Annotated in this window: 21 protein-coding genes and 2 pseudogenes; 15 read left to right on the plus strand and 8 right to left on the minus strand. The window is 62.5% G+C overall.

What is annotated here, in order from left to right; genetic code table 11:
* Positions 1–48 precede the first annotated feature (48 nt).
* Positions 49–954 (plus strand): AraC family transcriptional regulator, encoded by a 906-nt coding sequence (locus AC1DMK_RS10905; protein ID WP_477858870.1) that lies wholly within the window; start codon positions 49–51, stop codon positions 952–954.
* On the opposite strand, the gene AC1DMK_RS10910 is transcribed toward AC1DMK_RS10905, so the two are convergent.
* Together AC1DMK_RS10910 and AC1DMK_RS10915 are read right to left on the minus strand one after the other, a co-directional pair.
* On the minus strand, positions 951–1,805 hold the full coding sequence (locus AC1DMK_RS10910) for a metallophosphoesterase (protein ID WP_477858871.1): 855 nt from the start codon (positions 1,803–1,805) through the stop codon (positions 951–953). The genes AC1DMK_RS10905 and AC1DMK_RS10910 overlap by 4 nt on opposite strands.
* Before the next feature lie 256 nt (positions 1,806–2,061).
* Entirely contained in the window at positions 2,062–2,664 is a 603-nt protein-coding gene (locus AC1DMK_RS10915; RefSeq protein WP_057466827.1) for a superoxide dismutase, read from the minus strand.
* A gap of 197 nt (positions 2,665–2,861) precedes the next feature.
* Between AC1DMK_RS10915 and AC1DMK_RS10920 the strand changes: the two genes are divergently transcribed.
* Together AC1DMK_RS10920 and AC1DMK_RS10925 are read left to right on the plus strand one after the other, a co-directional pair.
* Positions 2,862–3,191, plus strand: a complete 330-nt coding sequence (locus AC1DMK_RS10920) for a hypothetical protein (RefSeq protein WP_037062243.1) — start codon at positions 2,862–2,864, stop codon at positions 3,189–3,191.
* Positions 3,192–3,422: 231 nt separating this feature from the next.
* Positions 3,423–4,931 (plus strand): hypothetical protein, encoded by a 1,509-nt coding sequence (locus AC1DMK_RS10925; RefSeq protein ID WP_477858873.1) that lies wholly within the window; start codon positions 3,423–3,425, stop codon positions 4,929–4,931.
* A 57-nt stretch (positions 4,932–4,988) separates the two neighbouring features.
* On the opposite strand, the pseudogene AC1DMK_RS10930 reads toward AC1DMK_RS10925, so the two are convergent.
* A pseudogene (locus AC1DMK_RS10930) lies at positions 4,989–5,328 on the minus strand (nuclear transport factor 2 family protein); the annotation flags it as partial.
* Between the two features lie 140 nt (positions 5,329–5,468).
* Here AC1DMK_RS10930 and AC1DMK_RS10935 point away from each other — a divergent pair.
* The 3 genes from AC1DMK_RS10935 (at position 5,469) to AC1DMK_RS10945 (ending at position 8,303) form a co-directional block, all read left to right on the plus strand.
* On the plus strand, positions 5,469–6,305 hold the full coding sequence (locus tag AC1DMK_RS10935; RefSeq protein ID WP_477858875.1) for a helix-turn-helix transcriptional regulator: 837 nt from the start codon (positions 5,469–5,471) through the stop codon (positions 6,303–6,305).
* 88 nt (positions 6,306–6,393) lie between these two features.
* Positions 6,394–7,074, plus strand: a complete 681-nt coding sequence (locus tag AC1DMK_RS10940; RefSeq protein ID WP_477858877.1) for a YbhB/YbcL family Raf kinase inhibitor-like protein — start codon at positions 6,394–6,396, stop codon at positions 7,072–7,074.
* Positions 7,071–8,303 (plus strand): multidrug efflux MFS transporter, encoded by a 1,233-nt coding sequence (locus tag AC1DMK_RS10945; RefSeq protein ID WP_477858879.1) that lies wholly within the window; start codon positions 7,071–7,073, stop codon positions 8,301–8,303. Before AC1DMK_RS10940 ends, AC1DMK_RS10945 begins: the two co-directional genes overlap by 4 nt.
* Positions 8,304–8,328: 25 nt before the next feature.
* Here the strand turns inward: AC1DMK_RS10945 and AC1DMK_RS10950 are convergent, their stop codons facing one another.
* The 4 genes and pseudogenes from AC1DMK_RS10950 to AC1DMK_RS10965 all read right to left on the minus strand — a co-directional run bounded on the left by AC1DMK_RS10950 (position 8,329) and on the right by AC1DMK_RS10965 (position 10,501).
* Positions 8,329–8,622: a type 1 glutamine amidotransferase family protein gene (locus AC1DMK_RS10950; protein WP_477858881.1), complete on the minus strand. Its 294-nt coding sequence runs from the start codon at positions 8,620–8,622 to the stop codon at positions 8,329–8,331.
* A 157-nt stretch (positions 8,623–8,779) separates the two neighbouring features.
* A complete protein-coding gene (locus tag AC1DMK_RS10955; RefSeq protein WP_477858933.1) occupies positions 8,780–9,028 on the minus strand; it encodes a catalase-related domain-containing protein in 249 nt (82 codons plus the stop codon).
* Positions 9,029–9,052: 24 nt separating this feature from the next.
* Positions 9,053–9,424: pseudogene (locus tag AC1DMK_RS10960) on the minus strand (catalase); the annotation flags it as partial.
* 189 nt (positions 9,425–9,613) lie between these two features.
* Entirely contained in the window at positions 9,614–10,501 is an 888-nt protein-coding gene (locus AC1DMK_RS10965) for a branched-chain amino acid aminotransferase (RefSeq protein WP_037062255.1), read from the minus strand.
* A gap of 249 nt (positions 10,502–10,750) precedes the next feature.
* Between AC1DMK_RS10965 and AC1DMK_RS10970 the strand changes: the two genes are divergently transcribed.
* From AC1DMK_RS10970 to AC1DMK_RS11000, 7 genes are all read left to right on the plus strand, one after another.
* Positions 10,751–11,791, plus strand: coding sequence for a zinc-dependent alcohol dehydrogenase family protein (locus AC1DMK_RS10970; protein WP_037062256.1), 1,041 nt, complete (start codon positions 10,751–10,753; stop codon positions 11,789–11,791).
* 224 nt (positions 11,792–12,015) lie between these two features.
* Positions 12,016–12,480 (plus strand): cupin domain-containing protein, encoded by a 465-nt coding sequence (locus tag AC1DMK_RS10975; RefSeq protein WP_477858884.1) that lies wholly within the window; start codon positions 12,016–12,018, stop codon positions 12,478–12,480.
* A 392-nt stretch (positions 12,481–12,872) separates the two neighbouring features.
* Positions 12,873–14,432: a TerC family protein gene (locus AC1DMK_RS10980; RefSeq protein WP_037062259.1), complete on the plus strand. Its 1,560-nt coding sequence runs from the start codon at positions 12,873–12,875 to the stop codon at positions 14,430–14,432.
* Positions 14,433–14,447: 15 nt separating this feature from the next.
* Positions 14,448–15,218: a trans-aconitate 2-methyltransferase gene (tam, locus tag AC1DMK_RS10985; RefSeq protein ID WP_477858886.1), complete on the plus strand. Its 771-nt coding sequence runs from the start codon at positions 14,448–14,450 to the stop codon at positions 15,216–15,218.
* Between the two features lie 96 nt (positions 15,219–15,314).
* Positions 15,315–16,838: a glucose-6-phosphate dehydrogenase gene (gene zwf / locus AC1DMK_RS10990; RefSeq protein WP_477858888.1), complete on the plus strand. Its 1,524-nt coding sequence runs from the start codon at positions 15,315–15,317 to the stop codon at positions 16,836–16,838.
* A gap of 363 nt (positions 16,839–17,201) precedes the next feature.
* Positions 17,202–17,408: a hypothetical protein gene (locus tag AC1DMK_RS10995; protein WP_037062265.1), complete on the plus strand. Its 207-nt coding sequence runs from the start codon at positions 17,202–17,204 to the stop codon at positions 17,406–17,408.
* A gap of 134 nt (positions 17,409–17,542) precedes the next feature.
* Positions 17,543–17,971, plus strand: coding sequence for a hypothetical protein (locus tag AC1DMK_RS11000; RefSeq protein ID WP_037062267.1), 429 nt, complete (start codon positions 17,543–17,545; stop codon positions 17,969–17,971).
* A gap of 95 nt (positions 17,972–18,066) precedes the next feature.
* Here the strand turns inward: AC1DMK_RS11000 and AC1DMK_RS11005 are convergent, their stop codons facing one another.
* Entirely contained in the window at positions 18,067–18,465 is a 399-nt protein-coding gene (locus AC1DMK_RS11005) for a hypothetical protein (protein WP_037062269.1), read from the minus strand.
* A 231-nt stretch (positions 18,466–18,696) separates the two neighbouring features.
* Here AC1DMK_RS11005 and AC1DMK_RS11010 point away from each other — a divergent pair, with 231 nt between their 5' ends.
* Positions 18,697–20,256 carry a helicase HerA-like C-terminal domain-containing protein gene (locus tag AC1DMK_RS11010; protein WP_477858890.1) on the plus strand — a complete coding sequence of 520 codons (1,560 nt, stop codon included), beginning with the start codon at positions 18,697–18,699 and terminating at the stop codon, positions 20,254–20,256.
* Positions 20,257–20,284: 28 nt separating this feature from the next.
* Positions 20,285–20,671 (plus strand): DUF6984 family protein, encoded by a 387-nt coding sequence (locus tag AC1DMK_RS11015; RefSeq protein ID WP_037062273.1) that lies wholly within the window; start codon positions 20,285–20,287, stop codon positions 20,669–20,671.
* Positions 20,672–20,713 lie beyond the last annotated feature (42 nt).

Genomic DNA, 20,713 nt, shown 5'->3' on the forward strand with positions numbered 1-20,713 from the left:
AATATCAGACGTGTGCCGCGCAAGGCGGTTCACAGGTGGAGAGCGGTGATGCCGGCGGCGTTGAAAGAGGCGATCCTAGCGTACATCGATGCGCAGGGCGGCGGTGACGGGGCGTTTGCAACTGAGGTGCCCGGCCTCGCGGTGACGCGCGCCAGCCAACCCGTCATGCCGCATCATCGCATCTACCGGCCAACGATCTGCGTGGTCGTCCAAGGTGCCAAGCAGATCATGACCGGCGACCGCGTGCTCGACTACGGCGAAAACCAGCTGCTGATCGTGACCGTCGAAATCCCTGCATCAGGCCAGATCGTTTCCGCCAGCCGGGAGCGGCCCTATCTGGGGCTCAACATCGATTTCGATCCGGCCATCATGCGCGAGGTGATGGACGATATGGGCAAGCCGCCGAGACCCTCCGGCGAGGGTGTCGCCGGCGTGTTCGTGCAGGATTTCGATGCGGCGATCGAGGATTGCGTGCGACGGTTGATCCAGCTCACCGAAACGCCGAAGGCAATCCCGGCGCTTGCCCGTTCCATCCTGCGGGAGATCTGCTACTGGCTGCTGGCGGGACCGAACGGCGGCGAGATCTGCAAGCTCGCCCTGCCCGGCAGCCATGCGCGGCGCATGACGGACGCGATCTACCTGCTGAGGGAGCGTTTCGCCGAGCCCGTGCGGATCGAGCAACTTGCGGCGGTGGCTCGGATGAGCCCCTCGTCCTTCCACCAGCATTTCAAGACGCTGACCTCGATGACGCCGCTGCAATATCAAAAGCACCTGCGGCTGCTCGAAGCGCGACGGCTGATGGTGACCGGCGGCGCCAATGTGGCGAGCGCTGCCTACCAGGTGGGCTATGAAAGCGCCTCGCAGTTCAGCCGGGACTACGCGCGCATGTTCGGAACGCCGCCGAAGCGCGACGTCAGCGAGATGAAGGTCCTGCCAATGGTCGTCGCGGCCTAGGACCGAAGCTTCAGCGTCCTGTTCTCCTCGCGGCCGAAACCCCGGATCTCGATGCGGTCCTGCCATACTTCGACGATGGCGAAGGTATTGTCGTTCTCGGTATCGACCATACCCTTGAAATTCACGAAGTGGCGGCCATCGATCTCGCCGTAGTTGCCGACATGGTTGTGGCCGCTGAAATAGGCGGCGACATGGTCGTAGGCGGTCAACAGGGCGATGATGCGATCGTGGTCCCAGGCATCGTGTTCGTTCGGCGGGTAGACCGGGTAGTGGTTCATGACGATGACGCGCTCGCCGGCGACCTTGGCCGCCTGGATTTCATCGCTGAGCCAAGCGAATTGCTCGTCGCTAAGCGCGGCGTTCCACGGATGAGCGTTGATCGCCGCTTCGGCGCGCAACTCCGCCAGCCGGACGTCTGCCAGCGCGCGATACGGCTGCCCTTCCGGCGGCGCGAAGGTGCTGATCTCGTTGCCGTTGAGAACGACGAAGCGCCAGCCGTGGCGGGCAAAGCCGTAATAGGGAGAAGGCAAGCCGACGCGGGCTGCGACCTGTGGCAGGTGCTGCGGCGCAACGGAGAAATCATGATTGCCGAGCAGGAAGAAGGTCTCGTGGTTCAAACGCTCGTAGACCGGCAGGATATCGTCGAAGCTCCGGAAATCTCGGTCGATGATGTCGCCGAGCGTCATGACGAAGCTCAAATCCTCGCCGTTGAAGACCTCGATCGCCTCCGCGAGCTTCTCAAGGCTGTTGGCATAGTGGCGATTCATGCCGACATGCGGTTCGATATCAGCATATTGCGGGTCTGCGATGATGCCGAAACGGAAAGTGACCATAGCAGGAGATTGTGTCATGGCGGTGGCTTATGAGCGGCGAGTGACACGGATGTGACAGGACGGTTGGTATTTCATGGAAGCGGGCTTTGGGGGAGCGGCCCCCGAGCGGAGAAGATGGAATGCCGCGCCGTCGCCACGAGCCCCCCCAGGAGAAACTGCCGGCAGGCGGATGAGGGGGGCAGCCGGCGCAGGCGTGACCATCAAAAACAGCCTCAAATCAAAACGCCCGGCGTCTTGAGGCGCCGGGCGTTTCATCACGTCTCGCTGATGCCGCTTACTTGGTCGCTGCTTCGTAGCGCTCCAGGACGTAGTCCCAGTTGATCAGGCTGTCGACGAAGGCTTCGAGGTACTTCGGACGAGCGTTGCGGTAGTCGATGTAGTAGGAGTGTTCCCACACGTCGACGCCGAGGATCGGGGTGGCGCCGTGAACGAGTGGGTTCTCGCCGTTCGGTGTCTTGGAGATTTCGAGCTTGCCGTTCTTGACGGATACCCATGCCCAGCCGGAGCCGAACTGCGTCGTGCCGGCTGCAACGAAATCGGCCTTGAACTTGTCGTAGCCGCCGAGGTCGGAGGTGACAGCCGCTTCCAGCTTGCCCGGCAGCTTGTTGCCGCCGCCGCCCTTCTTCATCCACTTCCAGAAATGGACGTGGTTGTAGTGCTGGGCAGCATTGTTGAAGAGGCCGGCATTTGTGCCGAACGACTTCTTGACCACGTCTTCCAGGGAGAGATCTGCAAGACCGGCTTCTGCCGCGAGCTTGTTGCCGTTGTCGACATAGGCCTTGTGGTGCTTGTCGTGATGGAACTCCAGTGTTTCCTTCGACATAAAGGGCTGCAGCGCTTCGTAGTCGTAGGGAAGTTCAGGCAATTCAAAAGCCATTGTAGTCTCCTCTTGGCAATGGTTTGCGTAATCGGCAGGTGAGGCGGAACATAGGAGCGCAAGCAGGGTGAGGCAACCGGAGAATTGTCAAAAAAGATGGGTGAAGAGGAATATTTGCCTCCGCTAAGGGCTTGGCATGCAAGGCCCAAATCAACCATGATGACAGCTGCCTATCGCAGGAATACGGGGGGTCACGCATGCGACCGCATCAGATCCGGTATTGCATCCTTGCCGCAACGTTCAGTGCAGCTTCCAGCGTGCACGCCTCGTCGGGTGACGCATGGGCCGAGTTCGCGAGCGAGGTCCAGGGCAAATGCGAAGCGGCTGCACGGGAAGCGATCGAATTCCCTCACGCCGTCGTCGATCCGTTCGGAAGCGAGCACTTCGGCGTGGCGCTGGTGACCGGAAAGCCGAAGGGCGCAAACGGCTTCGTCAGCTATTTCTGCGTCTACGACAAGCAGACGAAAAACGTCGAACTCGGCAGCGAACTCGAGACGGAGAACATGAGGCTCCTTCCCGACGAATAATGCCGCCTTGGGCTGTTGCTCAAAGCCCACACGGCCGCTCCAAAAACCTGCAACCTAAAAAAGCCTGTTGATTGTCATCTGCTGTATTTTGACAGCGTCATATAGCCATTTCTAAATACAACGGGAGCATGGGAGTTAAGGAATCAGCGCAGTCTTTTATCGGACTTACGTATTTAGCTGTATTTCATATTTCGCCGGCGTCTTTGGCAAAGTACTTTTGGGGCACAGGTCATGGTCATGAGCTTTTTTCGTCGCAATGAAGATGGCAGGGCACTGCCGACGGCCGGCTACCGGCCGGCATCGATAGCCGATCGGCGTCCAAGCACGAGCGAGCCGCTGCGCTACGCGATCCCGGACGTCAACGATTTTTCCGCATTCGGGTCGGCACTTGAGGAGAACCAGCGCACGTCGGAAGACCTGATGCAGAGCCTCACCTCGCTGCAGGGCCGCGTCTCGGCTCTGCTCGGCACCCACAGCCAGTCCCTCAACGAAACCGGCGCCTTGCGGGCCGAATGCGCGCGGATCAGCTCGCTTCTGGACTACGAAAGCAGCGTCCGTCAGAAGGCCGACCAGGACAACGCGCGCCTCAACGCCGAAAACAAGGATTTTCGCAGCGACAATACGCAATTGCGCACGGAATCCGAGGCGCTGCGCGAAGAGCTGACCAAGCTCCAGGGCGTGCATGAGGTCACCCGCGAAGAATTCACCATCGTCGAGACCCGTCTTTTCGACGCCGAACGCGAGCTCAGCGACCGCGCCATCCAGTTCGACGAAGCCTCGGCACTTCTGAAGCGTGCACAGCAGGAACTCGACCAGCGCAGCCGCGAGCTGAGCGCTACGCGTGAAAAGCTCGACGGTGAGACAACAGCGCATCAATTGCTGATCGAAACGTCGCGCCGCGAAAACGGCGTACAGGCACGCGAGATGGCACGCCTCAACGAGGAGCGCAGCCACCTGAAAAGCAGCCTGATGGAGCAGGAGGCGCTGGTGCGCAATCTGCAGATGACGGTTGCCGGGCTGAAGCAGGACCTGTCGCTGTTCGAAGAGCGTCACAAGCGCCTCGAAGTCGAGTTCGAAACACTGCAGGCCTCCTCGGCCCTGGAGGTCGCGCATCTGACCACCAAGCACGAGGCGATCGGCTCGAAGGCCGAGCTCGTTGAAAAGCTCCTCATCACGGCAAACGGCCGCAACAGGATGACGGACGAAGAGCTCCAGGCAGCGCGCGCCGAGTTGAAGCGCGTCAAGTCCGAGCTGGCAACGACGCTGTCGCGCACGGAACGCCTTGCCGAGGACCTGCAGCGCGCCCGCGCGTCCAGCGCCGAAAACGAAAATGCGCGCCGGGAACTGGCCACGCAGAACAACGACCTGACACTGAAGCTGCGCGAGACGGACAGCCTGCGCGTCCGGCGCGATCGGGATGCCGACGCGCTGCGTCGCGACATGGACACCCGCATGGACTCGGACCGCCATGAGATCGGTCAGCTGCGCACGAGCCTGGAAATCGCGAAGTCGGAAATTCGCCAGTTGCGTGCCGAACGGGCGATCCTGACGGGCCAGCTCGAAGTGGCCCGAAGCGAGCGTACGGGCAGCGTCGCGTCTTCGGCGGCGCTCGATGACGTCAGGATGCCCGCGGCCAGCTTCACGCCGATGATCGATATTTCCGAGCGCTCGCTGCGGCCCAGCAGCGCTGCCGGCTCTGCTGAGACCGCCGAGTCCGTTCACATCACGCCGGCCGAATAACGACGCTCGCAAGCCCTCGCCGGATACCGTGCGAGGGCTTCGAGGCCGTCTCAAGGCAGACCGTCCGAAATAGACATCGACGGAGGCGATCTTGTCGCCTCTCAATCGCAGCATTTCCATGTTCGGAATGCGCTGCCGTCGGGTTTTTCGGCGCGGTAGCAAACGGCGGCTTCATCGCCTTCGATCGCGACATACTCGACAGCGATATCACGAAAGGGCGGCGGCGAAGGCCAGCACCGGTCGAAATAGACCTCACGGGAGATGTGATCGTCGCGCGGGCTGGAAAACACGAAATCCTCGCTCAGCATTGCTGCCGACGATATCCTTTCGTCCCCTGAGATGGGCCGCATAGAGTGCTCCGCACGGTTCGCTCGCGCGACAGGCTGGCGGTGTCTATGGCAACCTCCGTTCGGCGTCGTGGTCAAAGCCCCAGCACGAGGGGCATCGGGCGACAACCGCATCCACTTGCGGCTTGGCGCTTGGAAATTCGCCGGTGGTGGTCCAGGATTGGCGGCACCATCGAATGCGGGTCAGGTCATGACGGACGTTCAACACATACTGGAGCGGCTGCAAAAGCTTGCCGCCAGGGACAACCGGCCACCGGCGCTGCCGGAGGGTGCGCAGCGCGCGTCGGCGCTGTTTTCCTTCGTCACACGCGAGCGCGAGCGCATTGCCGGCTGCGCCTTTCCGCGCGCCTCCATCGTCGCGATCGTCGAAGGCTCCAAGGACGTGGTGACGATGGGGCGGCAAATGCGCTTTGCCGCGGGCGCCGTGCTTGTCCTGCCCGGCGGATGGCGGGGCGATGTGGTCAACGACCCGGATCCACAAAGCGGCGTCTACCGCGCAATCTTCATCGATTTTCCCGACGAACTCGTGGCGCGGGCGGCTCGTGCCTTTCCGCCGCAGCGCCCGGCCGAAGAGCTCGACCTTCCGCTGGACGCGGTTCTCAGCAGTGCGATCCATCATGCCGGCGAAGGGATCGTCGCCGGCAATCTCCCCAATGCCCTGATCGAGCACCGGGTGATGGAAGTGCTGATGGTTCTCGGCATGCGCGGCGCCCTGCCCGTCAAGCCACGGACAACAGGCGAGGCCGTGCGTGCACTCGTCCGCTGGCAACCGGACAGGGCCTGGACCGCCGACACCATTGCCGCCGAGCTCGGGACCAGCAACGCAACATTGAGACGCCGGCTTGCCGACGAGGCGACGTCGCTGCGCGCGCTGCTTGCCGACGTGCGCGTCGGCCTTGCGGCGGCGATGCTCGCCGAGGACGGGCTCTCGCTCCGGGAAGCCGCGCTTGCGACCGGCTATCGGTCTCCACGCCGCTTTGCGGCGCGAATGCGATCCGGAAAGGATGGCAAGCAAGCTGACGTTTGAGCGGAAACGTTCGGTATTTGAGCGTTTCTGGACGCCGCGCAAATCACCAGATTGCTAGAGCTCGTCCGTCAAACGAAAGGACAGGCTTGTGCATATCAGGACCATTTTCGCCACCATTTCCCTTCTGGCCTTCGGCGCACCGGATGTTCTCGCGACAGAGATGGCAGTGACATTCGACAGGAGCGGCAGAGGCGGTACACTTCCGACGGAAAACGCCTCGTGCGTCGCGGCCAACGGCAAGGCGGCGCCGGGCAGGAACCGGAGCCCGGCCCTCTCCTGGTCGAAAGGTCCCGCCGGCACGCGCTCCTATGCGCTTGTCATGACCGATCCTGATGTGCCGGCCGACTTTTCCCTGCTGAACAGGGAAGAGAGCGAGATTGCACGCGATCTGCCGCGCATGGAATTCACGCACTGGATCTTGGCCGACATCCCCGCCTCCGCAACGCGGCTTGCGGAGGGCGCCGACGGCGACGGCATATCGCGGGGTGGATTGCCGCTGGAGAGGACCGAGCACGGCCGGCGCGGCCAAAATGGCTTCGCGGCCTTCTTGAAGGATGGGCCGCACGGGGGCTATATGGGCGCGTGCCCGCCCTGGAACGACCTGCGCATCCACCGTTATCGCGTGACGGTCTATGCACTCGACACCGATCGGCTCACGCTTCCCGATGCCTTCACCCGCGCCGATTTCCTCGCCGCGGCGAATGGCCATATCGTTTCGTCCGGCGCGGCGGAACTGACCTACACGATCAATGCGAAGGCCACGAAATGACCGATACGAAATGGGATGCAGCCGCAGCCGAAGACGGCTCCATCCACTGGAAGCGCAATCTGGTCGTTTCGCTGATCGGCTCCTTCACCACAATCGTCGCGATGACGCTGCTGCTGCCGTTCCTGCCGCTCTATGTCGAGGAGCTCGGCGTCAGCGACCACGCAGCGATCGTGCAGTGGTCCGGGATCGCCTACGGCGCGACCTTCCTTGCCGCGGCTTTCGTCGCGCCGCTCTGGGGACGGCTCGGCGACATCTACGGGCGCAAGCTGATGCTGGTGCGCGCCAGCCTCGGCATGACGGTGGCGATCTCGCTGATGGGCATGGCGGGCAACGTCTGGCAGTTGGTCGCCCTGCGCCTGTTCGTCGGATTGGCCGGCGGCTACTCCTCCGGCTCCATGGTGCTGGTCGCAACCCAGACGCCCAAGGATCGCTCCGCCTGGGCGCTCGGCACGCTGGCTTCGGGCATCATGGCCGGCAACCTGGTCGGACCGCTGATCGGTGGCGTGCTGCCGCCGCTGATCGGCATTCGCGGCACCTTCCTTGCCGCCGGCGCGCTTATATTCCTGGCGTTTCTGGCGACGACCTTCCTGATCAAGGAAGAGAAATCCCCGGCCCGCAAGAAGGCGGCGAAGGCAAGCGGCGGCTGGGCTTCGATCCCCGACAAGCGGCCGGTCATCGCCATGCTGGCGACCGGCCTGCTGCTGATGCTCGCCAACATGTCGATCGAACCGATCATCACCGTCTACGTGGCGCAGCTGGTCGCGGATCAGGGCAAGGTCACCATGATCGCGGGCGTCGTCATGTCGACAGCAGCCCTCGGCGCCATTTTGTCCGGCTCGCGGCTCGGCAAGCTTGCAGACCGGATCGGCCACTGGCCGGTGATATCGGGTGCGCTGGCGGTGGCCGGACTGCTGCTGATCCCGCAGGCCCTCGTGACCAATTCCTGGCAGCTGATCATCCTGCGCTTCCTGATGGGAGTAGCGCTTGGCGGGCTCCTGCCCTGCATCTCGGCCGTCATCCGGCACAGCGTGCCGGACAGCGCGGCGGGCAGCATCCTTGGCTTCTCGGTCTCGTCTCAATATGTCGGCCAGGTGGCAGGACCCGTGCTCGGCGGCTTCGTCGGCGGCCACATCGGCATGCGGGCGGTCTTTCTCGGGACCTGCCTGCTGCTGGTCGCGGGAGCGGCCTACTCATGGATGGTGCGGCCGAGACAAGACGAAAGCCGCTGATGCGGCTTTCGCCGTCCATGGAACATCAGGCCAGTGTACGAAGCTTCGGTTCCCGGTCCCAATAGCGCCTGGCTGCAGCCTCCAGAAAGCCTTTGTCCAACGCCACCACGCCAGCATCCGGCTCGACGCCCGCCTTCTGCAACAGGGGCGCGGATTCGGCGGTATGGCCGATCGCCTTCAGATGCCCATAGGCGTCCATGACCCACTGGATGGCCGCGGCCTCTTTCAGCAGCATTGCGGTGCCCTCCTTCGACAGAAGGACGGCGGCTGCGTCGAATAGCTGCGAGGGAGAGCCGGCGAGCTGACCGTCGGCCTTCATCACCGTGCCGTCGGAGAGCTTCGCCTTGCCGACCTTGGGTGCGACGACGAAGGGGGCGCCTTGGCGTTCTCGATCGCGGTAACCAGCGCCTGCAACGCCTTGGCGTCGGTGCCGTCGGCGATCAGGATGCCAATCCTGCGGCCTTCTATGGTCGTCTTCAGTTTTTCTGGATCGACAAGGCCGGCGATGCGTCCATGCCGAGGCCATTGGCGACGCGTGCGGCCAGAGCCGGATCCACATTCAGCAGATTGCCGACCATGCGCGCGGGCACCTCGTCGAGGTTGACCTTGGAAAGCTCGAAGACGAAGGAGGAGGCGATGTGGGCCTGTTCCGATGGCGTCTGCGACTTCCAGAAAAGCCGTGCCTGGCTGTAGTGGTCGGCGAATAGCTCTCCCCGGATACGCAGCTTGTCGCCCTCCTCGTCGGCGCCGCCTGCGACCGTCGAGAAACGTACGAAGACCGGCGTTTTCTCGCCCTTGCGCTGGAAGAGATCGGCCTTGGTGATATCGGAAAGAGACTCCGTCGCCTCGAAATAGCCGTGCGCGGTGGACCCGCGCGCGTGGACGATGCGCTCGGGGATGCGCTCGTGGTCGAAATGGAAAATCTTCTACCGCAGAACGAAATCCTCAAGTAGCGTCGGGCCGCGCGTCGCTGACCTGAGGCTGTTCTGGTTGTCGGAAATGCGAATACCCTGGTTTGTCGTCAGGTGATCGAGGCCGTCATGCGGCCCTTTGGCGGGAATGTGCTGGTGGGTCTCGCCGCCGTTGCCGCGGTCGGTGTCGAAAGGTGATTTGTCGGACATGTGCTGGCTCCCTCTGTGTGCTCATGCACAGGAGCTAAACCACGGCGCAGGACAAATGTTCCGGCCCGCCTCGACAGCTACCGGATGCGTTGGAGGGGCACGCAAACCCGTGCCCCTCCAACGCATGAACGAGAGGGGTTTCCGCCGCTGAAATCGCTTCGCTTTATCGATCGCAGCGTGTGCCTTGCCTCACTCGCCGCTTTCGCTGCGGCCGAAAGCCCAGTTCATGTAGAGGTCGAGTGCCTTGCGGGTGACAGGCCCCTGCTGGAAATCGCGACCATCGAGGCGATTGACGCCGACGACCTTGGAATAGTTGCCCGAGGTGAATATCTCGTCGGCGTTCATGAAGTCCTCGACCGTGAGGGTGAGTTCGCGTACCTCGAAACCTGCCTTGCGCAGCAGGCCCATGACACGGGCGCGGGTGATGCCGGCGAGGAAGGTGCGGTTGGCGATCGGCGTCGAGACGATGCCGTCCTTGACCATGAAGACATTGGAGGATGCCGTCTCGGCGACGTTGCCGTTCATGTCGCACATCAGCGCGTTGTCGAAGCCGCGGCTTCTGGCTTCGGCGATGGCGCGGCCACTGTTCGGATAGAGCGAGCCGGCCTTTGCGTCCGTCATCGCCGTTTCAGGCGACGGGCGGCGATAGGACGAAAGGGTCAGCGAGTTCGGGGCGTTGTTGCCGAGCGGGGCTTCGAACAGGCAGAGCGCGAAGCGCGTGGAGTCGCCATCGACGGTGACGACGCTACCGGCAGAACCATGCTCGCCCCAGTACATCGGCTTGATGTAGATCGGCGTCTTGCCGTCGAACTTCTTGATCCCCTCCCAGGCAAGCGCCTCGATCTCCTCGGCCGTCTTGACCGGCTTCAGGCCCATGCTGACGGCGGAGCGGTTGATGCGCTGGCAATGCAGGTCGAGATCGGGTGCAATGCCGTCGAACCAGCGGGCGCCGTCGAAAACGGTGGAGGCCAGCCACATGGCGTGCGAGGTCGGCCCGATCAGCGGCGGATTGCCGGTAAGCCACTCTCCCTCGACATAGGTCCAGGTGGATGAGCGGGGCGATGTGTCGACGGCCATGAGACTCTCCTTGAAAGTTCGAAGAGCAAAATCCCCCGTTCGAGACCGGGTCAAGCGGAAATCCGCACCAGAAAACGCTACGCAAGAAAAGTGCCCGACAATAGCCTCTACCGGCAAGATTCATGCGCGGGAACACGGGTCTGATCGATGAGTGCATCAACGAAAATCATGGATGCCACGGTTGGAACCTGCGCCGGTCACATGTCATCATAGGCGCCAGAAGAAACAGGCCAAACCGGAGTACCCGCGATGAAAGCCATGTTCTACGACGCATTCGAAAAGGCTCCCGACATCCGCAACGTGCCCGATCCGACAGCAGGCGAGGACGGCGTCGTCATCGCCGTCGGTGCGACCGGGCTCTGCCGCAGCGACTGGCATGGCTGGATGGGGCACGATCCCGACATCCGCCTGCCGCATGTGCCGGGCCACGAGCTCGCCGGCAAGGTGGTCGCCAAGGGCAAGGGCGTGGTGCGCTTCAAGATCGGCGACCGGGTTACCGTGCCCTTCGTATCCGGGTGCGGCCATTGCAGCGAATGCCATTCCGGCAACCAGCAGGTCTGCCCCAACCAGTTCCAGCCGGGCTTCACGCATTGGGGATCGTTCGCCGAGTATGTGGCGATCGATTATGCCGATACCAATCTGGTGCACCTACCCGACAGCATTGACGATGCGACGGCAGCAAGCCTCGGCTGCCGCTTTGCCACCTCGTTTCGCGCGGTTGCCGACCAGGCCCGCACCGGCCCGGGCGAATGGATCGCGGTGCACGGCTGCGGCGGCGTCGGCCTTTCGGCGATCATGATCGCCACCGCGCTCGGCGCCAATGCCATCGGCATCGACGTCTCCGACGAGAAGCTTGCCTTTGCCCGCGAATGCGGCGCCGTGGCGACGATCAATGCGACCGCGGTGGCCGACGTGCCGGAGGCCGTGCGCGAGATCACCAAAGGCGGCGCGCATGTCTCGATCGACGCGCTCGGCCACCCCGTCACCTGCTTCAACTCGATCAAGAACCTGCGCCGCCGCGGGCGCCATGTGCAGGTCGGCCTGATGCTCGGTGAGCATGCGACGCCACAGATTCCGATGTCGCAAGTGATCGGCCACGAGCTCCAGATCTACGGCAGCCATGGCATGCAGGCGTGGCGCTACGATGCGATGCTTTCCATGCTTGCTGCCGGCAAAATCGCGCCGCAGAAGCTGATCGCCCGCAGGATCAGTCTCGAGGAAGGCATTCCCGCGCTGATGACGCTTGATAAGGCGGAGACCACAGGGATCAGTGTGATCACGCGATTCTGATCGCCGGGCCGGCAATCGGCGAGACGGCTCCGGACGCGGCCGCCCGGGGCTGTCTTGCTGCACGGAACCAACCTCAAAGAGAGGTTTCCGCTTGAATGGCGGAGCCGCAAAACACATATGCCGCGAGGTCAATTGCGGCAGCACCCGATGGCCGCAGGCGGGTTGCCAAGAGCTTGAGAAAGGTCTAACCGGCTCGCCGCCAAGAAAAAGAAAAGCGAGACATCATGTCCAACTCATTTGTAAACACGCATGCCCAGTCAGGCGCGAAGGCCCTCTTCGTCACGGACGACCAGGTCGAGCGACGGGCTCGCCTGGAAGGAACCTGGCTCAATATCTTCGACGTCACAGTGCCTTCAGGCTGCCGGACGCCGCTTCACCGGCACGCCAGCCCCGAGATTTTCCGTATTATCGGAGGCCGGCTGAAAATCCGCCGCATGACGGATCAGGGCCTGGAAGAATTCGAGGCGACCGCGGGAGACATCGTGAGAATCGATGCCGACCAGGCGCACGGCTATTCCAATCCCGGACCGGAGACCGCTGTCTTCTCGGCGATCATCGACAGCGAAATGGCGGAATTCTTCGAAGCCACGGCGTCCCGCGATCCCTCCAAGGCCACTCTCTCCGGGGAGACGATGAACCGCGTGACGGTCGTCGCCAACACCGACGGCACAACCGTTCTGGCGGCTTGAACCGCCGATTGGCCGTCCGGTCCGCCCGGACGGCCACCGTGCGTGCCCTTTCGTGGGACGCCACGGACAGATCGTTTAAACGAATTCTTACGCGCCCCTCTTGCGTTCGTTCCCATTCGTCTCCAAAATTACGCCATGCCTGACAGCGACCCTTCCAGTACCAACTCCGCCCATTCCCAACGGGATCTTCCCGATGACGATGGCGGTGACCACTGTAGATGGCTCGATTGTGATCGTGCCGGCCCAAGGCCGACAACCGCCGCGGATGACGCGGCCTCCTTCCTGTTCATTGCGGTAGTTCGTCGTCGGTCGCTCGTGCCCGACGCTTTCCGCGTTTCACGCTTTCATCTGAGAAGGAGCGGCCCGTCCGACCTGGCCGCATTAAACCATTGATGTTCTTTGACTGGATGTCCGACCCTTCCGCCTGGGTCGGTCTTGCAACCCTTATCGTGCTCGAGATCGTTCTCGGCATCGACAACCTCGTCTTTATCGCCATCCTGGCGGACAAGCTGCCGCCGCATCAGCGCGACCGGGCGCGGTTGATCGGCCTCGCCCTCGCGCTCATCATTCGACTCGGACTGCTCGCCTCCATCGCATGGGTCGTGACGCTGACGACGCCGCTGTTTTCAGCCTTCGGCTTCGGTTTTTCCGGCCGCGACATCATTCTGCTCGTCGGCGGCCTCTTCCTGCTGTTTAAGGGAACGATGGAGCTGCACGAGCGGCTCGAGGGCCATGTGGAGACGTCGGAGAAGAAGCTCGTCCATGCCGTCTTCTGGCAGGTGATCGTCCAGATCGTCGTACTCGATGCGGTCTTCTCGCTCGACAGCGTCATCACCGCCGTCGGCATGGTGCAGCATCTGCCCGTCATGATGATCGCCGTCGTCGTTGCCATCGGCGTCATGCTGCTGCTCTCCAAGCCGCTGACGGCATTCGTCAACAAGCACCCGACCGTCGTCATCCTCTGCCTCGGCTTCCTGATGATGATCGGCTTCTCGCTGATCATCGAGGGATTCGGCGTGCATCTGCCGAAGGGCTATCTCTATGCGGCGATCGGCTTCTCCGTGATCATCGAATCGCTTAACCAGCTGGCGCGGCACAACCGCGAACGCCTGATCACGCCCACCAACATCCGCGAGCGCACCGCGGATGCCGTTCTCGGTCTTCTAGGCGGCAAGCGGTCACAGGTGGCGCTCGGCCCGACGGCCGACCTGATCGCCGAACAGACCGCCGAGGACGACGTCTTCTCCACTGAGGAAAAGGACATGATCCAGGGCGTGCTGACGCTCGCCGGACGGTCGGCAAAGTCGATCATGACGCCACGCATCGACATCGACTGGCTCGACCTCGATGCACCGCAGGCCGAGCTGCAGCGACGCATCGTCGATCTCGGCCATTCGCGCTTCCCGGTCGCGCGCGGCAGCCTCGACAACTTCGTCGGCGTCGCCAACGCCCGCGACCTGTTGCGCGACCTCATCGTCAACGGCGAGATCAACGCCGAGCGTTCCATCCGTCAGCCATTCGTCGTCCACGAAAGCATCAGCGCGTTGAAGCTGATGGAACAATTGCGCCATTCCAGCGAGGCGGTCGCGATCGTTCTCGACGAATACGGCGACCTGGAAGGCATGGTGACCCCGACGGACCTTCTGGAGGCCATCGCAGGCGAATTCCCCGACGAGGACGAGGAGAAGCTCACCATCGAGCGGGGAGACGACGGCTCGCTGACCGTCGACGGCTGGATCGAAATCCGCCACGCCTCGAAGCTGCTGAATGCCGATCTTGTCGACGGGGCGGATCGCTACTCCACGCTTGCGGGTTTCATTCTTTGGCGGCTCGGCCATCTGCCGCACGAGGGCGAGAACATCAGCGTCGGCGAGCTTTCTTTCGAGGTCGTCAAGCTCGATGGCCGCAACATCGACAAGGTTCGTATCAAACGTATCGACGAAGCCGCATAAACATGGAGAGCACCGATGGCCTGGTCTGCCAGCCAGTATGTGAAATTCGAGGATGAGCGCACCCGCCCGGCGCGCGACCTCTTGGCGCAGGTTCCGCTGGAGCGCCTGCATCACGCCATCGATCTCGGCTGCGGCCCGGGCAATTCGACGGAGCTGATCGTCGAGCGGTTCGGGGCGGAGGGTGTCTGCGGGCTGGACAGCGACATGAACATGCTGGAGGCGGCCCGCAAGCGCCTGCCCGGCACSGCTTTCGTCGAGGCAGACCTTGCGACCTGGCAGCCGAGCGAACCGGCGGACCTGCTGTTTGCCAATGCCGTCTTCCAGTGGCTGCCGAACCATATCGATATATTCGACCGGCTAATGGACGGGCTGGCGCCCGGCGGCGTGCTTGCCGTGCAGATGCCAGACAATCTCACCGAACCGACGCATCTCTTGATGGAGGAGACGGCGCATGCCGGGCCATGGAAGACGGCGTTCGAGGCAAGGAGTGTGCGGCGTGCGGCGCTGCCGCCGCCATCCACATACTACAGCCGGCTGATCCGGAAGGCGGCCCGCGTCGATATATGGCACACGGCGTACAATCACCCGATGGCGGATGCGGCGGCGATCGTCGAGTGGGTGAAAGGCACGGGCCTTCGCCCCTATCTCGATCATGCCGGCGAAGCGCATCGCGAGGCATTCATTGCGGATTACCTTGCACGGGTGCAGAAAGCCTATCCTAACATGTCGGACGGGAGAGTGCTGCTGCGCTTCCCGCGGCTCTTCGTGGTGGCGGTGAAAGGCTGAGGGGAGCTCGCTGCGATTTCCTTCCCCCTTGCCAGGCAAACGCCTCGCTTTACATTGACCGCTGAAATCGACGGCGGCCCCAAGGAGCAGATCATCATGGCAGCAGCCCCCACCCCGCCGGTCACGCTGGTTATCTTCGGCGCCACCGGCGACCTGACACGCCGCCTTCTCGTGCCGGCTATCATCAACCTTACCCAGAGCGGGCTGGTGGGGGACGATCTGCACATTCTCGGCGTCGGGATCGAACCCGGCGACGATGCGACGCTGGTGGCGCGGCTGGACAGCTTTCTCTCCGAACTCGACGATGACGGCGCCCATCAAAACAGCGAGGCCTGGCAGAAGCTGCGCGAGCGTATTGCCTACATTGCCGGCGACTTCACCAAGGACGAGATCTTCGCGGAGATCAAGGCGCGGCTGGCGAGCGCGCCGAGCGGCAACGCGGCCTTCTATCTTGCCGTACCGCCACAATTCTTCGGAACACTGGTCGAAAAACTGGCCGAGCGCGGCCTGACCAAAGAAGGCGACGGATCGTTCCGCCGGATTGCGATCGAGAAGCCGTTCGGAACCGACCTCGCCTCGGCCCGCGCCTTGAATGCGCGGATCCTGAGCAAGGTCGCCGAGAGCCAAGTCTATCGACTCGATCACTTCCTCGGCAAGGAAACGGTGCAGAACATCCTGACGGCGCGCTTCGCCAACATGATGATCGAGGCGCTGTGGAACAACAACTACATCGATCACGTGCAGATCACGGCTGCCGAGGTCGTCGATGTAGGCAGCCGCGGCAAATTCTACGACGCCACCGGCGCGCTCCGCGACATGGTCCCCAACCACCTGTTCCAGCTTCTGGCGATGATCGCCATGGAAGCTCCGAACGGTTTTGGCGCCGAAGCCATTCGCACGGAGAAGAGCAAGGCGCTGAGCGCGCTTCGCATCGCAACACCGGAAGAGGCCGCCACCCATGCCGTGCGCGGCGCCTATACCGCCGGCGCCCTCGACGGCAACACCGTCACCGCCTTCACGCAGACGAAAGACGTATCGCCCGACAGCAAGACCGAGACATTCGTCGCCCTCAAGCTCTACGTCGACACCTGGCGGTGGGCCGGCGTGCCCTTCTATCTCCGGACCGGCAAGGCGATGACCGCGCGCGATACCGAAATCGTGGTGACCTTTCGGCAGGTCCCCTTCGCGCAGTTCCGCGAGACCGACATAAAACGCAGTCTTCCGCCGAACAGAATGGTGATCCAGGTGCAGCCGGACGAAGGCCTCAGCATCGAATTGTCGATCAAGTCGCCGGGGCTTTCGGTCGACACCGTGCCAGTCTCGCTCGACTTCCGATATGCCGACAAGTTCGACATCGGTAAGATGACGGGCTACGAGTCCCTCCTCTACGACCTTTTTATCGGAGACCAGACGCTGTTCCAGCGCGCCGACGGCATCGAGGCCGGGTGGGCCGCCGTTCAGCCGTTCCTCGATGCCTGGACGAAAAGCGGCGAGAAACCCGATCCCTATGCGCCGGGAAGCATGGGTCCTGCCTGCGCCGACGATCTCATCCGCAGGGATGGCCGAGAATGGCATGAGCTCGGCGTCCTGATGCACAACCACACAAAGGCCGGCAAATAAAATACACTCTTTAGTTAGCATCCCTCCGCCAACGATACTGCAACCTATCGTATTTCAGAGGTATTCCGACAATTCTTCGACAGTGAATACTCCAAGAGTGGATCCCAGGAGCTTGGTCCATACAAAATAAGTAGGAGTTGACTGACCGCTTAGGCAAACGCAAGGTTTTTAGGCTGACCGCGTTGCTTTTCCAGTGCGACAAAGAAGGCGGGGCTCGTCAAACCCCGGCGAGCCCTTCTTAGGTTTTCAGTGGTTTGCGGTTGAAATGGCTCAAATAATCGAATTATTAATGTTCGATTAACATATTTACTTGCGCTCCTCAGCCGCCTTGCTAAATCTACCCTCTAAATCTGGGGTATTGAGATGACTGATATTCAATCTTCCAAGAATCGCTCCAATTCCGACCAGCGAATGGAGACCTGCAGGTCCGAATTTGAACCCATGCTTTTCGAACTCATCCGCAATGGCGAAAAGAGGGGTTGGAAGGCGGCTGAGATTGCTATGGCGGTGGCTGACGCGGCCGACGACGTCATATTGAAACTCGCGCGCGAAACAAAAAGCAAACACTGACCCGCTTCACGATCGGATACCCTGTCCGGTGCCGAAAACGGCTTCTGGCAAGTGCAGACAACACGTACTAGATTCAGCGACGACTTGCGGTGATTCCCGCGGTCCGTTTGGTTGCGCGAAAACGGGGATTGCTATTGCAGTGGGTTGCCGCCGCTCTTCTGGCTTGCGGATGCGTCAGTCTGGCGGAGTTTGCCGACTGGCCGCCGGCTGACGATTATGTCGCGAAAACCAGCTGCAGCCAAAGCGCCGCCCCAGGCGGCTGCGCCCACACCCGCGAAACATGGACAGAGACCTACGCGAGCGCCGTCGCCGGCGCTTACGACAGCCAGCGGGCGGTCGCCTTGTGCCTCAGTACGGGTTGCGATGACGCCATCATCGAGAACCGTGTCCTCGGCTGCGCCTGGCGCCATGTAATCGCCGGCTCAAGGCACCCGCAGTCTGCAGAAGCCGACACGGCGGCCATCCGGCAATTTTGCGGTTCGGGATTTGTCGACGACGCGGACAGACAAGCGGCCCGCGATCAATCGACAGTCTGGCTCGGCCTGCTCGGCATAGCGCAATAACCAAGCGTCCAGAGGCGAGAGCCCGTAGAGCCATGCGCCGGTGCGGCGACGGGCGGAAGAGATCCGCCCGTCATCCTGTTTGCAGTCGATCCGCCTCAGACGAACTGGCTCAGGCCGGGTACGGACGCCACGACTTCATCGACCACATCCTTGCCGGCGTGCTGCTCGGCAATCGCGATCGTTTCCTTGGCAAGCGTGGTGATCTCACCCATGCCGAGGCCTTCGGACATCAACTGCTGGCCAAGCGCCATGACGCCGCCGCCGGCGCCGAGCGCTCCCATGATGCTGCCGAGGATGCCGCCACCGCCGCTCTGGTCTTCGCCGTTATACTTGGCAACGAGGTCGGATGCCCCAGGAATGGCTTCAATCATCTTGGCGACCGGGCCGTCGGCCGCTTCGCGCTGCAGGAAGCCGAGCATCATGCCGACCGCCTTCTCCGCCACTTCAGCCGGAATCCCTACCCGCGCGGCAATCTGATCCACCATTTCATTCATCGTCAGGCCTCCTGTTTATTTGACGTTAACGTCAACGTTAATGGACTTTGTCAGGTAACTCAAGCCGCCCGCTGCGATAGCAGGCCTTATCCGAGTTTTCCTTTGGGTGCAGACAGTTGTCCCCACCGAACTCCCTGCTTATAACAGGCGAACGATATTACAATGACCATGCGGAAACCGCGCTCCGCATTTTGACACAAGGGCGCAAACCGTCTCAGGAGAAGTTCCGAAATGCTCGAGGAAGGCAAGATTTTCGTAGGGGTCAGCCGCAAGCCGGATGACAGCATCAACAAGCCGGAATACCTCGACCTCAAGTTCGGAAACCGACACGGGCTGGTGACCGGCGCCACCGGTACCGGCAAGACCGTAACGCTTCAGGTGCTGGCCGAGGGCTTTTCCAGGGCCGGCGTCCCGGTCTTCTGCGCCGACATCAAGGGCGACCTGTCCGGCATCGCCGCCAAGGGCGAGCCGAAGGACTTTATCACGAAGCGCGCCGAGCAGATCGGCTTCGACGACTATGAGTTCGATCAGTTCCCGGTGATCTTCTGGGACCTCTTCGGCGAAAAGGGCCATCGCGTGCGCACCACCATCGCCGAGATGGGACCCCTGCTCCTGTCGCGACTGATGGATGCGTCGGAGCCGCAGGAAGGCGTGATCAACATAGCCTTCAAGATCGCCGACAAGGGCGGGTTGCCCTTGCTCGACCTCAAGGATTTCTCGTCGCTCCTGAACTACATGGGAGAGAACGCCAGCGAGCTTTCGAACCAGTACGGGCTGATCTCGAAGGCATCCGTCGGATCGATCCAGCGCGGGCTGCTGGTGCTCGAGCAGCAGGGTGCCGAGCACTTCTTCGGCGAACCGGCGCTCAAGATCACCGACATCATGCGCACCAACAACCGCGGCTATGGCCAGATCTCCGTGCTTGCCGCCGACAAGCTGATGATGAACCCGCGGCTCTACGCGACGTTTCTTCTGTGGCTACTGTCGGAGCTGTTCGAGGAGCTGCCGGAAGTGGGCGATCCTGATAAGCCGAACCTCGTCTTCTTCTTCGACGAAGCGCACCTTTTGTTCAACGATGCGCCGAAAGTGCTGACCGAGCGGGTGGAACAGGTCGTTCGCCTCATCCGCTCGAAGGGCGTCGGCGTCTATTTCGTGACGCAGAATCCGCTTGATGTGCCCGAGACCGTGCTCGCCCAGCTCGGCAACCGCGTGCAGCATGCGCTGCGTGCCTATTCGCCGCGCGAGCAGAAGGCAGTCAAGACGGCCGCCGACACCTTCCGCCCCAACCCGGCCTTCGACTGCGCGAGCGTGATCACCACGCTCGGCACCGGCGAAGCGCTGGTTTCCACGCTGGAGGCGAAGGGCTCGCCCTCGATCGTCGAGCGCACGCTGATCCGCCCGCCGTCCGCCCGTGTCGGCCCCCTCACCGATGCGGAGCGCCAGCAGGTCATGGACAAGAGCCCGGTCATCGGGGTCTATGACGAGGATCTCGACCGCGAATCGGCTTTCGAGATCCTTGCCGCCAGGGCGAAAAAAGCCTCCGATTCCGACGCGGCAAAGCAGGCGCAACAGGACCAGCCGACCGAAGGCGGCGCTTCCGGCCGCTGGACGCTGCCGGGATTCGGCGACGACGACAACGAGGACAAACCAGCCGCCCAGGGCCGCACCCGCTCAGCCGGTTATCAGCGCGAAACGGTGGTCGAGGCGGCGATGAAGAGCGTCGCCCGCACCGTTGCCACGCAGGTCGGCCGGGCGCTGGTACGTGGCATCCTCGGAAGCCTGAAGCGGTAGGCCTGCCAACCATGTCGGAAACACCCTCGTGACGGTGACGTGGAGAGAGCTGACCGCCGCTGAAAAGCGGATCATCGAGCGGCTGGTGCGCCACGCCGCCCGAGGCAATGTCGCACCGGCCTGGGATATCGAGAACTACCGCGCAGCCGAGATCGACGACTTCGGCTCCTTGCGGCTTCGGCCGCGCGACAAGGCCGATCTTGCGACCGGTGCGATCGTTCGTCCGATCGCATCGGCCTACTTCGACGACAAGGACACGCCCGATCCCTACGGACCTCTCGTCGACATCATCCTCTTCGAGGCGGCGGGTCTTCTCTGCGAACTCCAGATCTACCGAAGCGACGGCGGCGCGATCCTGCGCAGTATCGAAGCGGAGGATATCTTCCTCGTCACCTCCTACGAACAGCACGGTTGAAAATTCTCACGGCCGATGCTAATTCATTGCCTACTTGGAAAG

The organism is Rhizobium sp. 05L419 (assembly GCF_056397845.1).